Raw genomic sequence first — 18,015 nt, 5'->3', positions numbered from 1 at the left:
GCGTCCCCTCCCCGGACATGAAAAAGGCGGCCACGATGGACCGCCTTTGAACTTCTGGTGTCGAACTGGCCGATCTTATTCGGCGGCTTCCTTCGGGGTCTCGGCTGCGAGCTTCTGGGCAGCGGCGACCTTTTCGGCCTCGATGCGAGCGCGCTCGGCGTCGAGGGCCGCGCGCTCGGCGTCGTTGAGCTTGCGGGCGCGCACGCCGGTGTTCTCGGTGATGCGGGCCGACTTGCCGCGACGATCACGCAGGTAATAGAGCTTGGCGCGACGCACCTTGCCGCGACGGACGACTTCGACCCCTTCGACCAGCGGCGAATAGACCGGGAACACGCGCTCCACGCCTTCGCCGTAGGAAATCTTGCGGACCGTGAAGCTTTCCTGGAAGCCCGCGCCCGAACGCGCGATCACCACGCCTTCATAGGCCTGGATACGGGTGCGCGAACCTTCGGTGACGCGCACGTTCACGCGCACCGTGTCGCCGGGCTGGAATTCGGGAAGCGTACGCTTGGCTTCGATCTTGGCGGCCTGTTCGGCCTCGAGCTCGCGAATGATGTCCATGGGACCTTTTGCCTTTTCTTGTTCCGACAGCCAGAGCGCCCGACGCTTCAATTGCAGCTCGTTGAGTGCCGCGCATTGATGCCGCAAGCGGCAGGGGCGGTTTCGCCGTTCTTGATTGACGGTTTGCCGGACGGGCTTCCCAAGGGAAATCCGTGTCGGGCCGGGCAGATACACGTTTTGTGGAACGCTGTCACCACGTTTTGTAGAGAGAAACTCTACACCTTGTAGAGATCAAGCCAGCAGATCGGGCCTCCGCTCCCGCGTCAGCTTCTCCGCCTCTTCCCGCCGCCAGCGCTCGATGGCGCCGTGATTGCCCGAAAGCAGCACGGGCGGAATCGCACGATCCTCCCAGACGGGCGGCTTGGTATAGTGCGGATGCTCGAGCAGATTGTTCTCGAAGCTCTCATGCATGCCCGACAGCGCATTGCCCATCACGCCGGGGAGCAGTCGCACCACCGCGTCGAGCAGCACCAGCGCCGCAGGCTCCCCGCCCGACAGGATGAAATCGCCGACCGACACTTCTTCGAGTTCCCGCGCGTCGATCACGCGCTGGTCCACGCCCTCGAAGCGCCCGCACAGGATCACCGCGCCCGGCCCCGCCGCCAGTTCGCGCACGCGCCCTTGAGTCAGTGGACGCCCGCGCGGGCTCATCAAGATCTTCGGACGCGGGTCGCCTTGGGGCGCCGCATGGTCGAGCGCTGCAGCCACCACATCGGCGCGCAACACCATGCCCGCCCCGCCGCCGGCCGGCGTGTCGTCCACCGTGCGGTGACGGTCATGGGCGAAATCGCGGATCTGCACCGCATCCACCGACCAATCCCCCCGCTCCAGCGCGCGGCCCGCCATGGAAGTGCCGAGATGGCCCGGAAACATTTCCGGATAAAGCGTCAGGACCGTGGCGCGAAAGCTCATGCCCCGTCGGCCTCTTCACCGTCCGGTCCCTCATCGTCTTGGCCTTCCAGCAAGCCGGCCGCTTCCGGCTCGACGGCCGCGAAGCCGCGCTTCACATCCACCACCGGCACAGCGGCCTGCGTGAAGGGGATCATCACCCGCTTGTTGCGATAATCCACTTCCAGCACATCGCCCGCGCCGAAATCGTGGATCGCGATCACGCGGCCGACCGTCTCGCCCGCCTCACGCAGCGCAAGACCGATCAGGTCGGCATGGTAGAACTCGTCCTCTTCTGCTTCCGGCAGCCTGTCGCGCGACACGAACAACCGGGTGCCGTTGAGCGCTTCCGCCGCAGTCCGGTCCGCCACCCCTTCGAAACGCACGACCAGCATATCCTTGCCCAAGGGACGCAGGTTGGTGATCGTCAGGTTCCGGCCCTTTTCCGACACGAGCGCTCCGTAGTCTCCAAGCGCCAACGGGTCGCCCGTGAAGCTTTTCACGCGCACTTCGCCTTTCAGCCCCTGGGCCGCGCCGACCACCGCCATTTCGACCAGATTGGGGTCTTTGCTCATCACTACCCGTTGCTCTCAAGCTGTCTTCACTTGCCCGTAAGGCGAGCCGCGCACAATCGGCGTTCCGATTCGAGAGGAACTCTATGCAGGAATTCCTTGTTTCCGCGAAACCCGATCTCGCCCAGGCGCGCGACGCCTGGCTTCGCACGCTCGCGCGGGAACGGCGCATGTCGCCGCTGACGGTCGATGCCTACGAGCGCGACACGCGGCAGTTTCTCCAGTTCCTCACCGGCCACCTCGCCGGCCCGCCGAGCCTTTCCGACATCAAGAATCTGCGCGCCGCCGACCTCCGCGCTTTCCTCGCCTTTCGCCGCAATGACGGCGCCGGCGCCCGCACGCTCGGTCGCGGCCTTGCGGGGCTCCGATCCTTCCTGCGCCATCTCGAACGACGCGGCTTGGTCAATGCGGCGGGTGCGACAGCCCTTCGCGCGCCGCGCCAACCGAAATCCCTGCCCAAGCCCCTCAACGCGGTCGACGCCCGCCGCATCACCGATGCGCATGAACAGCTCACCGAGGAGCCATGGATCGCCGCCCGCGACGCCGCGATCATGACGCTGCTCTACGGCTCGGGCCTCCGCATCTCCGAAGCGCTCGGCCTGCAGGCGCGTGAGCTGGCCGACAGCGCCGACCGCACGATTCGCGTCTCCGGCAAGGGCGGCAAGACGCGGCTCGTCCCGATCCTGCCCGTCACGCTCGATGCGGTTGCCGCCTATCGCCGCCTCTGCCCGTTTCCGCTCGAAGCGCAGGGCCTGCTCTTTCGCGGCGCCAAAGGCGGCCCGCTCAACCCCGGCGTCCTCCAGCGCGCCATGCGCCGCCTCCGCTCCGCACTCGACCTTCCCGAAACGGCCACGCCCCACGCGCTGCGCCATTCCTTTGCCACCCATCTGCTCGGGCGCGGCGGCGATCTGCGGACGATCCAGGAATTGCTGGGCCATGCGAGCCTGTCGACCACGCAGATCTATACGGGCGTGGATACCGAGCGATTGCTCGCGGTATATGAGAGCGCGCATCCGCGGGCTTGAGAAGCTTGAGCCGTCGAACGCGATGCAGACGGCCACGTCACCCCACCCATCCGCAAAACCCCACCAACTCCCTTAACAAAATTGCCGCCTTTCTCCCGTAAGGAGAGCGCATGACAACCGCCCGCCTCACCCCTCTTCCTCTCCGCATTGCGCTCGCGCTGCAGGTTGCCTTTCTCTCAGCCCTCCTCGCCCCCTCGGCCGCCCATGCCGAAACCATTTGCCGCGGCGAGAACCTCCTCGAAACACTTCAGGAAAACGAGCCGCAAAAGCTCGAAGCCATGCGGGCGGAAGCCGCCAAGATTCCCAACGGCGAAGGCATTCTTTGGAAGATCGAGAAGGCGGGCGTCGCGCCCTCCTATCTCTTCGGCACCATGCACGTCACGGACGACCGCGTGACCGAGCTCGACGGACCGGCGCAAGATGCCTTCGATCAGGCGAAGACGCTGGTCATCGAAACCACCGACGTGCTCGACCAGAACGCGCTGGCGGCCAAGATCATGGCCAAGCCCGAGCTCAGCATGTTTACCGACGCCACCACGCTCGACTCTCTCCTGAGCGAGGGCGACCGTGAAATCCTCCATAAAGGTCTCGAAGCGCGCGGCATTCCGCCCACCAGCGTTAGCAAGATGAAACCGTGGATGATCGCCACGCTTTTGTCGCTGCCCGAATGCGAGATGAAGCGAAAGGCGGAGGGCTTGCCGGTTCTCGACGTGCAGCTCGCGGAAGAAGCCAAGAAGGCCGGCAAGGCGGTGCTGGGGCTCGAAACGGCCGCGAGCCAGCTCGAAGCCATGGCCTCGTTGCCGATCGAGTTCCACATGAAGGGGCTCATCGAAACGCTGAAGCTCGGCAAGCGCATCGACGATGTGATGGAAACCATGACCGTTCTTTATGTGCGGGGCGAGACCGGCATGTTCTGGCCGCTCCTGCGCGCCGAGGAACCGGCGGAAGCCGCGGACGAGGCCGGCTATGCCGAGTTCGAGGAAACCATGGTGAAGACCCGCAACAAGGGCATGGTTCTGAATGCCAAGCCGATCCTTGAAAAGGGAGGCGCATTCGTTGCCGTCGGCGCCCTCCATCTGCCGGGCGAGGAAGGCCTCGTCGAGCTGTTGCGCAAGGAAGGATTCACCCTTTCCGACGTGGAATGACCATCCATCACGTTGTCGTGAAACCGAAACGCATCTGGCGCGTTGTGCTTTCCACCATAACCGATGGAGAGAACGCCCATGGCCGATCCGAACCGCCCCGATCCCGTCAGCCCGGTCCCGCCGCTCGGCGCCGATCCGCTTGCGCCCCGCAACACCGCCGCCGATCCGCGCGTCGATAACCGCACCGTGGTGCGCTCGTCGTCCGGCAACGGCTTGCTGATCGCCGCCGTGATCCTGGTTCTGGCCGTGATCGCCTATTTCGTGTTCGCGCCTGCGACCACCACCACGCCGTCCACGCCGGCCGGCACCACGACTTCGGAACCTGCGACGCCGGCGACACCGCCCGCTTCGACCGAGACGGCACCGTCTTCGACGGCTCCCGCCGCTCCGGCTGAACCGGCACCCGCTCCGGCAACCCCGGCCGAGCCCGCACCGGCACCCGCGACGCCTGCGCCTGATGCAACGGCCCCGGCAGCGCCCGCCCCGGCGGCTCCGGCTCAGTAAGCCAAAGCCTCGAACGCGGAACGGCCCGCTTCGGCGGGCCGTTTTGTTTTATGGAGATGAAAGGCGTGAGAAAACCGCGCCCTTCCCCTAGAGGCTGTTTGAGAATTCATCGGCGGAGGATCAGCGAGGGATTTTCGCTGATCCGCGAGGCGCCGAACGCAGACGATGCGTGGCTCGCATCGGCGAGGCTCGGAAACGAAGCGGTCAGCGAAAAGAACCGCTGGACCGACCCGAGGACATTTTCAGATAGGCTTTTAAATATGGATCGGCTTTGCGAAAGCCGCGAAGGCCGCCTCGCGCACGGCTTCCGACATGGTCGGGTGCGCATGGCAGGTACGGGCCAGATCCTCGGACGAACCGCCGAATTCCATCAGCACCGCCGCCTCATGGATCATGTCGCCCGCACCGAAGCCCAGGATGTGTACGCCCAGTACGCGGTCGCTCTTCTCATCGGCCAGCACCTTCACGAAACCGTCCGTGTGCAGCATGGCGCGCGCGCGGCCATTGGCCGAGAACGGGAACTTGCCGATGCGATATTTCACGCCGGCTTCCTTCAGCTGCTCCTCGGTGCGTCCGACCGAGGCCACTTCCGGGCTCGTATAAACGACGCTCGGGATCACCTCGTAATTCACATGGCCATGGGCGCCGGCGATGATCTCGGCCACCGCCACGCCCTCGTCCTCCGCCTTGTGCGCGAGCATCGGCCCTGCCACCACGTCGCCGATGGCATAGACGCCCTCAACGGCCGTGCGGAAATTCTTGTCGATGGCGATGCGGCCGCGATTGTCGAGTTCGACGCCCGCCTCCTTGAGGCCAAGCCCTTCCGTGTAAGGACGGCGGCCGGTGGCGACCAGCACGTGCGAGGCGGAAATCGTCTGCGCCTCGCCGCCCTTGACCGGCTCGAACACCACTTCCGCGCCATCCCCGGTACGCGCCACGTGCGTGACCTTGGCGCCCGTCCTGAGCTTGAGGCCCTGCTTCTCGATGATGCGCGCGAACTGCTTGGCGACCTCGCCATCCATGCCGCCCAGCACCGTGTCGAGATATTCGACCACCGTGACTTCCGCGCCCAGACGGGCCCAGACCGAGCCGAGCTCGAGCCCGATCACGCCGCCGCCGACCACCACGAGATGCTTCGGCACGGATGTGAAATCGAGCGCGCCCGTGGAGGACACGATCACCTCCTCGTCGATCGCCACTTCCACGCCCGGAATGCCGGCCACGTCCGAGCCCGTAGCAATCACGATGTTCTTGGCCTCGATCTCTTCCGTCGAGCCGTCTTCCTTGATCAAGCCGACCCGGCCCTTGCCCAGCACGCGGCCGATACCCCGAAAGGTGTCGATCTTGTTCTTCTTGAACAGGAAGGAGACGCCGCCGACATTGGCCGCCACCGTCGCGTCCTTATGCGCGAGCATCTTGGTCAAATCGAAGCCGACCTCGCCCGTGGTGATGCCGAGCGTGCCGAAGGAGTGCTTGGCCTCTTCCAGCATTTCCGACGCGTGGAGCAGCGCCTTGGACGGGATGCAGCCGATATTGAGGCAGGTGCCGCCGAAGGTCGGACGTTTCTCGACCACGGCCGTCTTCAGTCCCAGCTGGGCTGCCTTGATCGCGCAGACATAGCCGCCCGGCCCGGTTCCGATCACCACAACATCATAGGCCGCCATCGCGCCTGTTCCTTTTCTTGTTCTCTGTGATTGGTGGAGCGCCGTTCAAAACAGCAGCGCCCTAGAAAAGCAGCCCGACGAACATCAGCGCGAGGCCGACCACCGACACGACATAGGCGAGCGAACGGATCACCGGCACGCCTGCCGCATAGAGCGGCAGATAGACGATACGCGCCACGATCCAGACCACCGCACCCGTCGCCGCCCAGCCGCCGGTGCGCCCCGACACCGCCAGCGCCAGGGCCAGCGCGACGAAAGCCGGATAGGTTTCGAGGAAGTTGTTCTTGGCGCGGTTCAGCCGTCCGGTCAGCTTCGAGACCGGCCGTTCTTCGTCACGCGCGCTCGCATTGTAATCGAGCCCGTTGTCGCGCGTGGCTCCCGCCCCCTGCAGCATGATATGCACGAAGAGCAGCACCACGCTCCAGGCGAGAACGACGAGTTCGGTCGGCAGGGCTTCCATGCTGTGTCTCCCCGCGCGTTGTCAGCCACCGTTCGCGCAACGGCCCTTCGCCTCGTCGAACGAAGCGTCGGTCTTTTCCAATGTTCCCTTGACGATGCCGAGCGGCTGAAAAGGCGGCTCGAGCTGTGCCGCCGGCTGGACGAGCCGCAACTCGTAGCAGCCGCGAAACACTTGGCGGCCATCCTTCCCGACAGCCTCCACCACGGTCGGCACGGCATAGTAGATCGAGCCCGCAGCACCGTCGCTGATCGCCTCGCCCACCTTCACGCGCACATGCTCGGTGGTCTCGTAGCCCTTGGCGAAACTCTCGAAAGTCGGCCGGTCCGGCTCGTCGCGGAAATAGCTCCAGCCACGCAGATATTCCTTACGCTCGATGGCGTTGTAGAGGCTTTGCACCACGGTTTCCGCCGTCGAGCGGTCGTCCTTGTAGTCCGGCGGCGTTTCGCTTTGGGCGAAAGCCGAGCCCGCGACGAGCAGGCCGGCAAGGAAGGGCGCAGTGGCCGACAATCTGATGCTCATGGAAGAATGCTCCTTCCGCCTGAAACGTCGAGAATGGCACCCGTCGAGTAGCTGGCCTCGTCGGAGGCAAGCCAGAGAATGGCACGCGCCACTTCGTCCGCGGTTCCCGCCCGCTTCATGGGCAGTTGCGAAGCCATTTGCGCAACGCGCTCGGGCTGGCCGCCGGATGCGTGAATTTCGGTTTCGATGATGCCGGGTCGCACCGCCGTCACGCGTATTCCCTCATCCGCCACTTCGCGCGCCAGACCGACCGTGAACGTATCGATCGCCCCCTTCGAGGCGGCATAGTCCACATAAAGGGCCGGCGCGCCGAGTTTGGCGGCGGCCGACGAGACATTGACGATCGCCCCACCTTTGCCGCCCTTTCGCGTGGACATGCGCTTCACGGCCTCGCGCGAGCAGGCGACCGTGCCGATCACGTTGATCCGCATCATACGCTCCAGCCGCGCCCAGTCCATCGCATCGACGCGGGCAGCCTGATCGACGATGCCGGCATTGTTGACCAGCGCGGTCAGTTGGCCGAAGCGGTCGGCCGCCTCGAACAGCGCGAGCACTTCATCTTCGGAACCGATATCGGCCTGAACGGCATTCGCCTTGCCGCCCTCGCTCATGATGGCTTCCACCACCCGCTCCGCGGCCTCACGCTTCGTCACGTAATTGACGACCACATGATAGCCCGCCTGCCCGGCCCGGAGAGCGGTCGCCGCGCCGATGCCGCGGGCACTGCCCGTGACGATCATGACGCCCTTGCTCTCCATGCCGGTTTCGTCCCGCCTCAGAGATCGAGCACCAAGCGCTCGGGATCCTCCAGGCTTTCCTTGACGCGAACGAGGAAGGTCACCGCTTCCTTGCCGTCCACGATGCGGTGATCATAGGACAGGGCGAGATACATCATCGGGCGCACCACGATCTGGCCGCCGACCACGACCGGCCGCTCCTGGATCTTGTGCATGCCCAGAATGCCCGACTGCGGCGCGTTCAGGATCGGCGTGGACATCAGCGAACCATAGACACCGCCATTCGAGATGGTGAAGGTGCCGCCCTGCATGTCGGCCACGCCCAGCTTGCCGTCACGCGCGGCGATGCCCAGACGGCCGATCTCCTTTTCGATCTCGGCGATCGACATCTGATCCGCGTTGCGCACCACCGGCACGACAAGGCCCTTATCGGTGCCGACCGCCACGCCGATATGGGCATAGGACTTGTAGATGAGGTCCGTGCCGTCGATCTCGGCGTTGACCGCCGGGATTTCCTTCAGCGCATGCGTCACGGCCTTGGTGAAGAATCCCATGAAGCCGAGCTTCACGCCATGCTTCTTCTCGAACACGTCCTTGTACTTGGAACGCAGCTCCATCACCGCCTTCATGTCCACCTCGTTGAAGGTGGTGAGCATGGCGGCCGTGTTCTGGGCGTCCTTCAGGCGGCGCGCGATGGTCTGGCGCAGCTTGGTCATGCGCACGCGCTCCTCGCCGCCCTCTTCCGAAGACGCGCGGACAGCGGTGGGAGCCGGGGTCGATGCAGGCGCGGGGGCCGACGGCGCGGACGTGCCGCTATCCGCCGAGATGCCCTTGGCGAGCGCTTCGAGCACGTCGCCCTTGAGCACCTGACCGCGCTTGCCCGAGCCTTCGACTTGGCCTGCGGACAGGTTGTTGTCGGCCATGATCTTGGCGGCCGAGGGTGCGGGCGGCATGTCGCGGCTTTCGATCCCACCGGCGTCGCCGGCCGTGTCCGCCGTTTCCTTCGCGGCTTCCTTCATCGTCGAAGCCCCGGCCGACCCGCTTGCCTGCGCGACGGCCTCCTGCTTGGCGGACTCTGCGGCCTTAGGCGCCTCGCTCTTGGGCGCGGCACCGGCGCCGCCCGCCTCGATCATGCCGAGCAGCGCGCCGACCTCGACCGTTTCGCCATCCTTCACCACGATCTCGCCGAGCGTGCCGGCGGCGGGTGCGGGCACTTCCACCGTCACCTTGTCGGTTTCGAGTTCGACCACGGGCTCGTCGGCTGCGATCGCGTCGCCTGCCTTCTTGAACCAGCGGCCGACAGTGGCTTCGGTGACGGACTCGCCCAGTGTTGGAACGCGGATTTCGGTAGCCATTACGGTTTCCTAAACGGTGGAACTGAGATCACGCCGCCGAGCGGCTGCTGCTGGATTGCCGGGCGCTCTCGTCGCCCAGCGCGTCTTCGAGGAAGGCCGCGAGCTGCGCCTGATGCTTGGACATCAGGCCGGTCGCCGGCGAGGCTGCCGCCGGGCGGCCCGTATAGCGCACGCGCTGATGCTTGGCCTCGATGTGCTGGAGCACCCATTCGAGATAAGGGTCGATGAAGCTCCACGCGCCCATGTTCTTGGGCTCTTCCTGGCACCACACCATCTCCGCATTGCGGAAGCGCTGCAGCTCGGTGATGAGTGCCTTGGCCGGGAACGGATAAAGCTGCTCGACGCGCAACAGGTAGATGTCGTCGATGCCGCGCTTCTCGCGCTCTTCCAGCAGATCGTAATAGACCTTGCCGGTGCACAGCACCACGCGACGGATCTTGTTGTCGCGCACGAGCTTGATCGGCCCGTTGTCGTGATACTGCGCGTCATCCCACAAGAGCCGGTGGAACGAGCTCTCGCCCGACATATCGGCCAGCGAGGACACCGCACGCTTGTGGCGCAGCAGCGACTTCGGCGTCATCAGGATCAGCGGCTTGCGGAAGTCGCGCTTGAGCTGCCGGCGCAGGATATGGAAGTAGTTAGCCGGCGTCGAGGGATAGGCAACCTGCATATTGTCTTCGGCGCAAAGCTGGAGAAAACGCTCCAGGCGCGCCGAAGAATGCTCGGGGCCTTGGCCCTCATAGCCATGCGGAAGCAGGCAGACCAGGCCCGACATGCGCAGCCACTTGCGTTCGCCCGACGAGATGAACTGGTCGAACACCACCTGCGCGCCATTGGCGAAGTCGCCGAACTGTGCTTCCCACAGCGTCAGCGCCTGCGGCTGGGCAAGACTGTAGCCATATTCGAAGCCGAGCACCGCTTCTTCCGAGAGCATCGAATTGATGACCTCGTAATTGCCTTGAGCCGGCGAAAGATTGTTGAGCGGAATGTACCGCGTTTCCTCGCGCTGGTCGTAGAGAACCGAATGGCGCTGCGAGAAGGTACCGCGCTCGGAATCCTGGCCGGACAGGCGGATCGGGTTGCCGTCGAGCAGGATCGAACCGAAGGCGAGCGCCTCGCCGGTCGCCCAGTCGAGCCCTTCGCCCGACTCGATCGCATTGCGGCGATTGTCGAGGAAGCGGCCGATGGTCTTGTGGACCTCGAAACCCTCCGGCACTTCCGTGAGCTTGCGCCCGATTTCCTTGAGCGTCTTGGCCGGCACGGCGGTCTTGCCGCGGCGCAACTCGTCCTGCGAGTCGGCCGAGCGCAGGCCCGTCCACGCGCCGTCGAGCCAGTCGGCCTTGTTGGGCTTGTAGGCCTGGCCGATTTCCCACTCGGTTTCGAGCTTCTTGCGCCAGTCGGCCTTCATCGCGTCGAACTCGTCCTGCGAGAGCAGGCCTTCGGCGATCAGCTTGGCGGCGTAGAGCTGCACGGTGGTCTGCTGCGCGCGGATCTTGCGATACATGATCGGCTGGGTGAAGCCCGGCTCGTCGCCCTCGTTGTGACCGAAGCGGCGATAGCAGAACATGTCGATCACGACCGGCTTGTAAAACTTCTGCCGGAACTCGGTGGCGATCTTCGCGGCATAGACCACGGCCTCAGGGTCGTCGCCGTTCACGTGGAAGATCGGCGCCTCGATCATCTTCGCCACATCGGACGGATAGGGCGAGGAGCGCGAGAAGCGCGGATTGGTGGTGAAGCCGATCTGGTTGTTGATGATGAAGTGCAACGTGCCCGCGACGCGGTGGCCGCGCAGCCCTGACAGGCCGAGGATTTCCGCGATCACACCCTGCCCCGCGAAGGCCGCGTCGCCATGGAGCAGAAGCGGCATGACCTTGGCGCGCTCTTCGAGCGGCACGCCTTCGTCGCGGCCGCGACCGAACAGGATATCCTGCTTGGCGCGCGCCTTGCCCATCACCACCGGATCGACGATCTCGAGATGCGAGGGGTTGGCGGTCAGCGAAAGGTGAACCTTGTTGCCGTCGAACTCACGGTCCGACGAAGCGCCCAGATGGTACTTCACGTCGCCCGAGCCTTCCACGTCGTCAGGCGCATAGGAGCCGCCCTTGAACTCGTGGAAGATGGCGCGATGCGGCTTCTGCATCACCTGGGAAAGCACGTTGAGACGGCCGCGATGGGCCATGCCGAGCACGACTTCCTTGAGGCCGAGCTGTCCGCCGCGCTTGATGATCTGCTCGAGCGCGGGGATCAGCGCCTCGCCGCCATCGAGACCGAAGCGCTTCGTGCCCTTGTACTTGACGTCGATGAACTGCTCGAAGCCTTCCGCCTCGATCAGCTTGGACAGAATGGCCTTCTTGCCTTCCGCCGTGAACGCGATGCCCTTCTCGGTGCCCTCGATGCGCTCCTGGATCCACTGCTTCTCGGTCGGGTCCGAAATGTGCATGAACTCGACGCCCAGCGTCGAGCAATAGGTGCGCTTGAGCAGGTCGAGCATCTCGCGCACGGTCGCGTATTGCAGGCCGAGCACGCCGTCGAGGAAGATCTTGCGATCGAGATCGGCTTCCGTGAAGCCGTAATTCTCGGGCGACAGCTCGTGATAATCCTCGAGCGGCGCTGCGATCTTGAGTGGATCGAGATCGGCATGAAGGTGGCCGCGCATGCGGAAGGCGCGGATCATCATGATGGCGCGCACGGAATCGCGCGCCGCCGCCGCCAGCTGCTCGTCGGACAAAGGCGTGGCAACGGCAGGAGCCGCCGGCGTGGCCTCGCCGGCCTTCTTTCCGTCGACCTTGCCGTTCTTGTCGCGCAGCTTGGTTTCGATGCGCTTCTCGACCGCACCCCAATTGCCGTCGAGCGCCGACACCAGATCGCCATTGGCCGCGATCGGCCAGTTGCTCTTTTCCCAGGAGGGGCCCTCGGCATTTCGCTTCACCGATGCCGCGTCGTCCGCGATACCGGCGAAGAAGGCGCGCCATTCGTCGTTCACGCTTGCCGGGTCGGCAAGATACTGCGCGTGCAGCTTCTCCAAGTAGTCCGCATTGCCTCCATATAGAAAGGAGGTCAGTGCGAAACGGTCATTGGCCTGGTCTTGGCGTGCCATCGGGGGTTCCTTGAAAGAGCGCCATCTTGCGGTCGGATTGGGGACTGACGCTCTTTTCCTTTCCTTCTTGTTCTTAATATGGGGACTCGGAGCCTGTTTGAGAATTCATCGGCAGAGTGCCAGCGAGGCATTTTCGTACGCCCGCGAGGCGCCGAACGTAAGCGATGCCGACGGCATCGAAGAGGGCCCGAAGGGCGGGCGAGACGCGTGGCTCGCCCACGAGCAACGAAGCGGGCGGCGAAAAGGACCGATGGACCGACCCGAGGACATTCTCAAATAGGCTCCTAACGGCCGATTGCTTCCACCAGCGTCTGGCCGAGGCGGGCCGGCGATGGCGAGACCTTGATCCCGGCCGCTTCCATGGCCGCGATCTTGTCTTCGGCGCCACCCTTGCCGCCCGAGATCACCGCGCCTGCGTGGCCCATGGTGCGACCGGCGGGTGCTGTGCGGCCCGCGATGAAGCCTGCCATCGGTTTCTTGCGGCCCTTTTTCGCCTCGTCGCGAAGGAACTGCGCGGCGTCTTCCTCGGCCGAGCCGCCGATCTCGCCGATCATGATGATCGACTGGGTTTCGGCGTCGGCCAGGAACATTTCCAGCACGTCGATGAATTCCGTTCCCTTGACCGGATCGCCGCCGATACCGACAGCCGTGGTCTGGCCGAGGCCGGCATTCGTGGTCTGGAACACGGCTTCATAGGTCAGGGTTCCCGAGCGCGACACGACGCCGACCGAACCCTTGCGGAAGATGTTGCCGGGCATGATGCCGATCTTGCACTCGTCGGGCGTCAGAACGCCCGGGCAGTTCGGGCCGATCAGGCGCGAGGACGACTTTTCGAGCCGTGCCTTGACCTTGACCATGTCCGTCACCGGAATGCCCTCGGTGATGCAGACGATCAGCGGGATCTCGGCCTCGATGGCCTCGATGATGGCGGCCGCAGCACCTGCCGGCGGCACATAGATCACGGAAGCGTTGGCATCCGTCTTGTCGCGGCCTTCCGCAACCGTTGCGAAGATCGGCAGCTTTTCGCCCTTGGAGCCTTCCCAGGTCTCGCCGCCCTTCTTCGGGTTGATGCCGCCCACCATCTGCGTGCCGTGATAGGCGAGCGCCTGCTCGGTGTGGAACGTGCCCGTCTTGCCGGTCAGGCCCTGAACGAGGACCTTGGTGTTCTTGTCGATCAGAATGGACATGAAACTCAGTTCCCCTTCACCGCAGCCACGATCTTCTGCGCGGCGTCGTCCAGATCATCCGCCGGCACCACGTCGAGACCCGACTCGCGCAGGATCTTCTTGCCGAGATCGACATTCGTGCCTTCCAGGCGCACCACCAGCGGAACCTTCAGGCCCACTTCCTTGACGGCCGCGATCACGCCTTCGGCGATCACGTCGCATTTCATGATGCCGCCGAAGATGTTGACGAGGATGCCCTTCACCGCGGGATCCGCTGTGATGATCTTGAACGCCGCCGTAACCTTTTCCTTGGAAGCGCCGCCGCCGACATCGAGGAAGTTGGCAGGCTCGGCGCCATAGAGCTTGATGATGTCCATGGTCGCCATGGCAAGGCCCGCGCCATTGACCATGCAGCCGATATTGCCGTCGAGCGCGACATAAGCGAGGTCGTATTTCGACGCCTCGATTTCCTTTTCGTCCTCTTCGGTCACATCGCGCAGTTCGGCGAGCTCCGGATGGCGGAACATCGCATTGTTGTCGAAGGACACCTTGGCGTCGAGAACACGCAAATGGCCGTCCGTCATGACGATCAGCGGGTTCACTTCGAGCAGGCTCATATCCTTCTCGGTGAAGGCCTTGTAGAGCGCGGGAAAGAGCGACTTGGCGTCTTCCGCCGCTGCCCCGTCGAGCTTGTAGGCTTCGATCAACTGCTTGAGTTCGGCGTCGCCCAGGCCTGTCGAGGGATCGACCGGAACGGTGACGATCTTCTCGGGCGTGTCATGCGCCACCTGCTCGATATCCATGCCGCCTTCGGTGGAGGCCACGAAGGCGATGCGGCCGACCGTGCGGTCCACGAGAATCGAGAGATAAAGCTCGCGATCGATATCCGCGCCGTCCTCGATATAAAGACGGTTGACCTGCTTGCCGGCCTCGCTCGTCTGCTTGGTGACGAGCGTGTTGCCGAGCATTTCCTTGACGTTGGAAACGACCTCCTCGACCGTTTTGGCGAGGCGCACGCCGCCCTTGGCATCGGGGCCGAGCTCCTTGAACTTGCCCTTGCCGCGGCCGCCCGCATGGATCTGGCTCTTCACCACATAAAGCGGACCGGGCAGCTGCCTGGCCGCGGCCTCGGCCTCGTCGGCGCTGGTCAGCGGCACGCCCTTGGCGACAGGCACGCCATAGCCGCGCAGGAGTTCCTTGGCTTGGTACTCGTGAATGTTCATGGAAAATCTCCGCTCAGCGCTCGGCCAAAGCCGGCACGATCTTGAGGCAGGCGTCGGTGAGGCCGGAAACAGCCTGAACCGACTTTTCGAACATCGCCTGCTCGTCCTTGTTGAAGGCGATCTCGACGATCTTCTCGACGCCGCCCGCACCGATCACCACCGGCACGCCGACATAGGTGTCGTTCAGGCCGTACTGGCCGGAAAGATGCGCGGCGCAGGGCAGCACACGCTTCTTGTCCTTGAGATAACTTTCGGCCATCGCGACGGCCGAAGCCGCCGGCGCGTAATAGGCGGAGCCGGTCTTGAGCAGGCCGACGATCTCGCCGCCGCCCTTGCGCGTGCGCTCGACGATGGCATCCAGCTTTTCCTGGGTGGTCCAGCCCATCTTCACGAGGTCGGGCAGCGGAATGCCGGCAACCGTCGAGTAGCGGATCAGCGGCACCATGTCGTCGCCGTGACCGCCGAGCGTCATCGCCGACACGTCCTCGACGGACACGCCGAACTCTTCGGCGAGGAAGAGGCGGAAGCGGGCGGAGTCGAGCACGCCGGCCATGCCGACGACCTTCTCAGGCGCAAGCCCCGAGAACTTCTGCAGCGCCCAGACCATGGCGTCGAGCGGATTGGTGATGCAGATGACGAAGGCGTTGGGCGCATATTTCTTGATGCCCGCGCCCACCTGCTCCATCACGCGCAGGTTGATGCCGAGCAGGTCGTCGCGGCTCATGCCCGGCTTGCGCGGCACGCCGGCGGTGACGATGCAGACATCCGCTCCCTCGATGCCGGCATATTCGTTGACGCCCTTGAGCTTGGCATCGAAGCCTTCCACCGGCGAGGACTGCGCGATGTCAAGCGCCTTGCCCTGCGGGGTGCCTTCGGCAATGTCGAAGAGGACGACGTCGCCCAACTCCTTGAGGCCGATCAGATGGGCGAGCGTGCCGCCGATCATGCCCGATCCGATCAGGGCGATCTTGTTGCGTGCCATGAAGCCGATTTCCCTTCGAGTGCCCCGAAAACGGACCGGGGCCGTAAAAAGTGGAACACCGCAGCGAGGCGAAAGGTCAGCAAGGGCCGCGATGTGTGCGGCAAGGCCATAGACAAAGTGACGAAAAATTTCAAACCATTATTTTGACCTGAACAATTTCAATCGGTTAACCGATAAATATCTTACGTAAAGGTCAAGTAAATCGTAAATAGAACGTTATCGGAGGGCCGCTGCCTTAGAATCCGCAAGGGCAGTCTGACGGCTTTCCCACTCTTTCGCCCATTCCGCGCTCTGCATCTCGTGCAGGCGTGAGACTATCCGGGCAAACTCGAAAGCCTCGGTTCCGTTCCGCGCGAGGTAGATCTCCTCAGGGGGAGCTTCGGCGCTGAACACGACGCGCAGATGACGGTCATAGAGCGTATCCACGAGCAGGATGAAGCGCTTGGCCTCGTTGCGCTGCGCCTCTTTCAGCACCGGCACGCCTTCGACGAACAGCGTCGAATAGCGTTCGGTGATGGCGAGAAAGTCACGTGCGCCGAGCGGTCGGGCGCAGAGTTCAGCGAAGGAGAAGCGCGCGGCATGCGCCGAGGCGAGCGGTACGGGGATGGTCCGCCCCTTCACCTCGATCGTGGCCGGCTTCACCACCTGTCCGGCGGTCACCGCGTCCCAAGCCCCGTCCATCAAGGCGCGCGTCCTGTCATCGAGCGGCGAGAGATAGGACGGCACCTCGCTCAAGCGCAGCATGCGGTAATCCACGCCGTTGTCGAGCGGCATGACCGTGCAATGCTTCTTGAGCTGACTGATAAAGGGCAGGAACAGGGCACGATTGAGCCCGTCGCGATAGAGATTGTCCGGCGCCACATTGGAGGTCGCGACCAGCACCACGCCTTCCGCCCAGAGCGCCGAGAACAGCCGCGACAGGATCATCGCATCCGCGATGTCGGTGACGGTGAATTCGTCGAAGCAGAGCACCCAGGCCTTGGCCGCGAGCGCCCGCGCCACGGGCGGGATCGGATCGTCCTCGCTCGACGCACCGCTCTTGCGCGCTTCGCGCTGCGCGCCGATGCGGTCGTGCACATCGGCCATGAAGTCGTTGAAATGGGCGCGGCGCTTCTGGGCGATGGGCAGGTTCTGGAAGAACAGGTCCATCAGCATGGTCTTGCCGCGACCGACCCCGCCATGGAAATAAAGCCCGAGGGGCGCGGCCTTCTTGTCGCGGCCGCGCGCGAAGAGCCAGCCCAGCGCACCGGATTTCGACGCGTTCTGATGCTTGACGATGGCTGTACTCAGCGCATCGAGCGCATCGGCCGCCTGCCGCTGGATCGGGTCGGGGCGCAACAGCCCCTCGCCCACCATCTGATCGAGGCGCGCGGCAACGCCTGCCGTTTCACTCATGGAAGAAAGTTGGAGCTTAGCGCGAAAGCGAGATCGGCACGCCGCTGGTGGTCTGGCCGTCGAACTTTTCCGGACCCGACGCGTAAAGGCGCGCGAGCGGATCGCCGCCGTCGCTGTAAAGCGTCAGCTGCTTGCCCGCGACGTTCCACGACTTGACGCCATCCACGGGTGCCGGGCAGCGCAGCGGGCCGGCCCGGAAGCCCTGGCCGAACTTGGTCTGCGGTGTCGCGATGCGGCAGTTCTGGCCCGAAACATTCGCGCTCCACACGCCGGCCACCGTCGAAGGTGTCAGGTCGGGCGCATTGGCGGCCGGTGCATTCGCAGGCGGCAAGGCCGCGACCTGCTGCTCCGCTGCCGGCGGCGGTGCGGGCGGCATCGGCGCAGACGGAGGCGGCAGGCTGTTGCCGGTGACCGTGCCGGATGGAACCGGCGTCAGCGGAGCCGGGCCGGTATCGACGCTTGCCATGCGGGACGAGGTGCAGCCTGCGAGTGCAAGGGCGAGCACCAATCCGATCCCGCCACGTGAAAGAGCCATTCAGTCCTCCGGCGGAGCCTCGGAACTCCGCATGGTTCACCCGAAGCCGGGCATGGATAGCACGACATCTCTGCCGAATCGGAGTTGAAGACAACAGGACAGGGTTAACAAACACGGGCGGCTTGACCGTTTTGAGGCAGGCTGTGTTGCCTGATTGCCGCAACTTGGAGTGCTGGCCGCGCGA

General features: G+C 64.5%; 17 protein-coding genes. 3 read left to right on the top strand and 14 right to left on the bottom strand.

Features of this window, described 5'->3' with window-relative positions; translation table 11 throughout:
- Nucleotides 1-75: 75 nt before the first annotated feature.
- From rplS to rimM, 3 genes are all read right to left on the bottom strand, one after another.
- Nucleotides 76-561 carry a 50S ribosomal protein L19 gene (gene rplS / locus NGM99_RS15180; RefSeq protein WP_252820383.1) on the bottom strand — a complete coding sequence of 162 codons (486 nt, stop codon included), beginning with the start codon at nt 559-561 and terminating at the stop codon, nt 76-78.
- Nucleotides 562-792: 231 nt separating this feature from the next.
- Complete coding sequence (trmD, locus tag NGM99_RS15175) at nt 793-1,473, bottom strand: tRNA (guanosine(37)-N1)-methyltransferase TrmD (RefSeq protein WP_252820381.1); 681 nt, start codon at nt 1,471-1,473, stop codon at nt 793-795.
- Nucleotides 1,470-2,024 (bottom strand): ribosome maturation factor RimM, encoded by a 555-nt coding sequence (gene rimM / locus NGM99_RS15170; RefSeq protein ID WP_252820379.1) that lies wholly within the window; start codon nt 2,022-2,024, stop codon nt 1,470-1,472. The genes trmD and rimM overlap by 4 nt, the downstream gene beginning before the upstream one ends.
- Before the next feature lie 83 nt (nt 2,025-2,107).
- Between rimM and NGM99_RS15165 the strand changes: the two genes are divergently transcribed.
- The 3 genes from NGM99_RS15165 (at nt 2,108) to NGM99_RS15155 (ending at nt 4,695) form a co-directional block, all read left to right on the top strand.
- Nucleotides 2,108-3,046, top strand: coding sequence for a tyrosine recombinase XerC (locus NGM99_RS15165; RefSeq protein ID WP_252820377.1), 939 nt, complete (start codon nt 2,108-2,110; stop codon nt 3,044-3,046).
- 110 nt (nt 3,047-3,156) lie between these two features.
- Nucleotides 3,157-4,191 (top strand): TraB/GumN family protein, encoded by a 1,035-nt coding sequence (locus NGM99_RS15160; protein ID WP_252820375.1) that lies wholly within the window; start codon nt 3,157-3,159, stop codon nt 4,189-4,191.
- A gap of 78 nt (nt 4,192-4,269) precedes the next feature.
- Nucleotides 4,270-4,695 (top strand): hypothetical protein, encoded by a 426-nt coding sequence (locus tag NGM99_RS15155; RefSeq protein WP_252820373.1) that lies wholly within the window; start codon nt 4,270-4,272, stop codon nt 4,693-4,695.
- 254 nt (nt 4,696-4,949) lie between these two features.
- On the opposite strand, the gene lpdA is transcribed toward NGM99_RS15155, so the two are convergent.
- The 11 genes from lpdA to NGM99_RS15100 form a co-directional block, all read right to left on the bottom strand.
- Nucleotides 4,950-6,359, bottom strand: a complete 1,410-nt coding sequence (lpdA, locus tag NGM99_RS15150) for a dihydrolipoyl dehydrogenase (protein ID WP_252820371.1) — start codon at nt 6,357-6,359, stop codon at nt 4,950-4,952.
- A gap of 61 nt (nt 6,360-6,420) precedes the next feature.
- Nucleotides 6,421-6,819: an MAPEG family protein gene (locus tag NGM99_RS15145; protein ID WP_252820369.1), complete on the bottom strand. Its 399-nt coding sequence runs from the start codon at nt 6,817-6,819 to the stop codon at nt 6,421-6,423.
- 21 nt (nt 6,820-6,840) lie between these two features.
- Nucleotides 6,841-7,338, bottom strand: a complete 498-nt coding sequence (locus NGM99_RS15140; protein WP_252820368.1) for a hypothetical protein — start codon at nt 7,336-7,338, stop codon at nt 6,841-6,843.
- Nucleotides 7,335-8,096, bottom strand: coding sequence for an SDR family oxidoreductase (locus NGM99_RS15135; RefSeq protein WP_252820366.1), 762 nt, complete (start codon nt 8,094-8,096; stop codon nt 7,335-7,337). Before NGM99_RS15135 ends, NGM99_RS15140 begins: the two co-directional genes overlap by 4 nt.
- A 17-nt stretch (nt 8,097-8,113) precedes the next feature.
- Complete coding sequence (odhB, locus tag NGM99_RS15130; protein WP_252820364.1) at nt 8,114-9,430, bottom strand: 2-oxoglutarate dehydrogenase complex dihydrolipoyllysine-residue succinyltransferase; 1,317 nt, start codon at nt 9,428-9,430, stop codon at nt 8,114-8,116.
- Nucleotides 9,431-9,458: 28 nt separating this feature from the next.
- Nucleotides 9,459-12,530: a 2-oxoglutarate dehydrogenase E1 component gene (locus NGM99_RS15125; protein WP_252820362.1), complete on the bottom strand. Its 3,072-nt coding sequence runs from the start codon at nt 12,528-12,530 to the stop codon at nt 9,459-9,461.
- Between the two features lie 284 nt (nt 12,531-12,814).
- Entirely contained in the window at nt 12,815-13,717 is a 903-nt protein-coding gene (sucD, locus tag NGM99_RS15120) for a succinate--CoA ligase subunit alpha (RefSeq protein ID WP_252820359.1), read from the bottom strand.
- A gap of 5 nt (nt 13,718-13,722) precedes the next feature.
- Nucleotides 13,723-14,919 (bottom strand): ADP-forming succinate--CoA ligase subunit beta, encoded by a 1,197-nt coding sequence (gene sucC, locus NGM99_RS15115; protein ID WP_252820357.1) that lies wholly within the window; start codon nt 14,917-14,919, stop codon nt 13,723-13,725.
- 13 nt (nt 14,920-14,932) lie between these two features.
- Nucleotides 14,933-15,901, bottom strand: a complete 969-nt coding sequence (mdh, locus tag NGM99_RS15110; RefSeq protein ID WP_252820355.1) for a malate dehydrogenase — start codon at nt 15,899-15,901, stop codon at nt 14,933-14,935.
- Between the two features lie 216 nt (nt 15,902-16,117).
- Entirely contained in the window at nt 16,118-17,296 is a 1,179-nt protein-coding gene (gene zapE, locus NGM99_RS15105) for a cell division protein ZapE (protein WP_252820353.1), read from the bottom strand.
- A 16-nt stretch (nt 17,297-17,312) separates the two neighbouring features.
- Nucleotides 17,313-17,831, bottom strand: coding sequence for an AprI/Inh family metalloprotease inhibitor (locus tag NGM99_RS15100; RefSeq protein WP_252820352.1), 519 nt, complete (start codon nt 17,829-17,831; stop codon nt 17,313-17,315).
- Nucleotides 17,832-18,015 lie beyond the last annotated feature (184 nt).

It is taken from the genome of Mesorhizobium liriopis (genome assembly GCF_024053505.1).
Classification (GTDB): Bacteria; Pseudomonadota; Alphaproteobacteria; order Rhizobiales; family Rhizobiaceae; genus Mesorhizobium_B; species Mesorhizobium_B liriopis.
This window is presented reverse-complemented; position numbering and strand designations above follow the sequence as displayed.

What these genes read in the sequence shown, in the direction of transcription:
- rplS (WP_252820383.1), bottom strand. Translation starts at nt 561, where the DNA reads ATGGACATCATTCGCGAGCTCGAGGCCGAACAGGCCGCCAAGATCGAA.
- trmD (WP_252820381.1), bottom strand. Translation starts at nt 1,473, where the DNA reads ATGAGCTTTCGCGCCACGGTCCTGACGCTTTATCCGGAAATGTTTCCG.
- rimM (WP_252820379.1), bottom strand. Translation starts at nt 2,024, where the DNA reads ATGAGCAAAGACCCCAATCTGGTCGAAATGGCGGTGGTCGGCGCGGCC.
- NGM99_RS15165 (WP_252820377.1), top strand. Translation starts at nt 2,108, where the DNA reads ATGCAGGAATTCCTTGTTTCCGCGAAACCCGATCTCGCCCAGGCGCGC.
- NGM99_RS15160 (WP_252820375.1), top strand. Translation starts at nt 3,157, where the DNA reads ATGACAACCGCCCGCCTCACCCCTCTTCCTCTCCGCATTGCGCTCGCG.
- NGM99_RS15155 (WP_252820373.1), top strand. Translation starts at nt 4,270, where the DNA reads ATGGCCGATCCGAACCGCCCCGATCCCGTCAGCCCGGTCCCGCCGCTC.
- lpdA (WP_252820371.1), bottom strand. Translation starts at nt 6,359, where the DNA reads ATGGCGGCCTATGATGTTGTGGTGATCGGAACCGGGCCGGGCGGCTAT.
- NGM99_RS15145 (WP_252820369.1), bottom strand. Translation starts at nt 6,819, where the DNA reads ATGGAAGCCCTGCCGACCGAACTCGTCGTTCTCGCCTGGAGCGTGGTG.
- NGM99_RS15140 (WP_252820368.1), bottom strand. Translation starts at nt 7,338, where the DNA reads ATGAGCATCAGATTGTCGGCCACTGCGCCCTTCCTTGCCGGCCTGCTC.
- NGM99_RS15135 (WP_252820366.1), bottom strand. Translation starts at nt 8,096, where the DNA reads ATGGAGAGCAAGGGCGTCATGATCGTCACGGGCAGTGCCCGCGGCATC.
- odhB (WP_252820364.1), bottom strand. Translation starts at nt 9,430, where the DNA reads ATGGCTACCGAAATCCGCGTTCCAACACTGGGCGAGTCCGTCACCGAA.
- NGM99_RS15125 (WP_252820362.1), bottom strand. Translation starts at nt 12,530, where the DNA reads ATGGCACGCCAAGACCAGGCCAATGACCGTTTCGCACTGACCTCCTTT.
- sucD (WP_252820359.1), bottom strand. Translation starts at nt 13,717, where the DNA reads ATGTCCATTCTGATCGACAAGAACACCAAGGTCCTCGTTCAGGGCCTG.
- sucC (WP_252820357.1), bottom strand. Translation starts at nt 14,919, where the DNA reads ATGAACATTCACGAGTACCAAGCCAAGGAACTCCTGCGCGGCTATGGC.
- mdh (WP_252820355.1), bottom strand. Translation starts at nt 15,901, where the DNA reads ATGGCACGCAACAAGATCGCCCTGATCGGATCGGGCATGATCGGCGGC.
- zapE (WP_252820353.1), bottom strand. Translation starts at nt 17,296, where the DNA reads ATGAGTGAAACGGCAGGCGTTGCCGCGCGCCTCGATCAGATGGTGGGC.
- NGM99_RS15100 (WP_252820352.1), bottom strand. Translation starts at nt 17,831, where the DNA reads ATGGCTCTTTCACGTGGCGGGATCGGATTGGTGCTCGCCCTTGCACTC.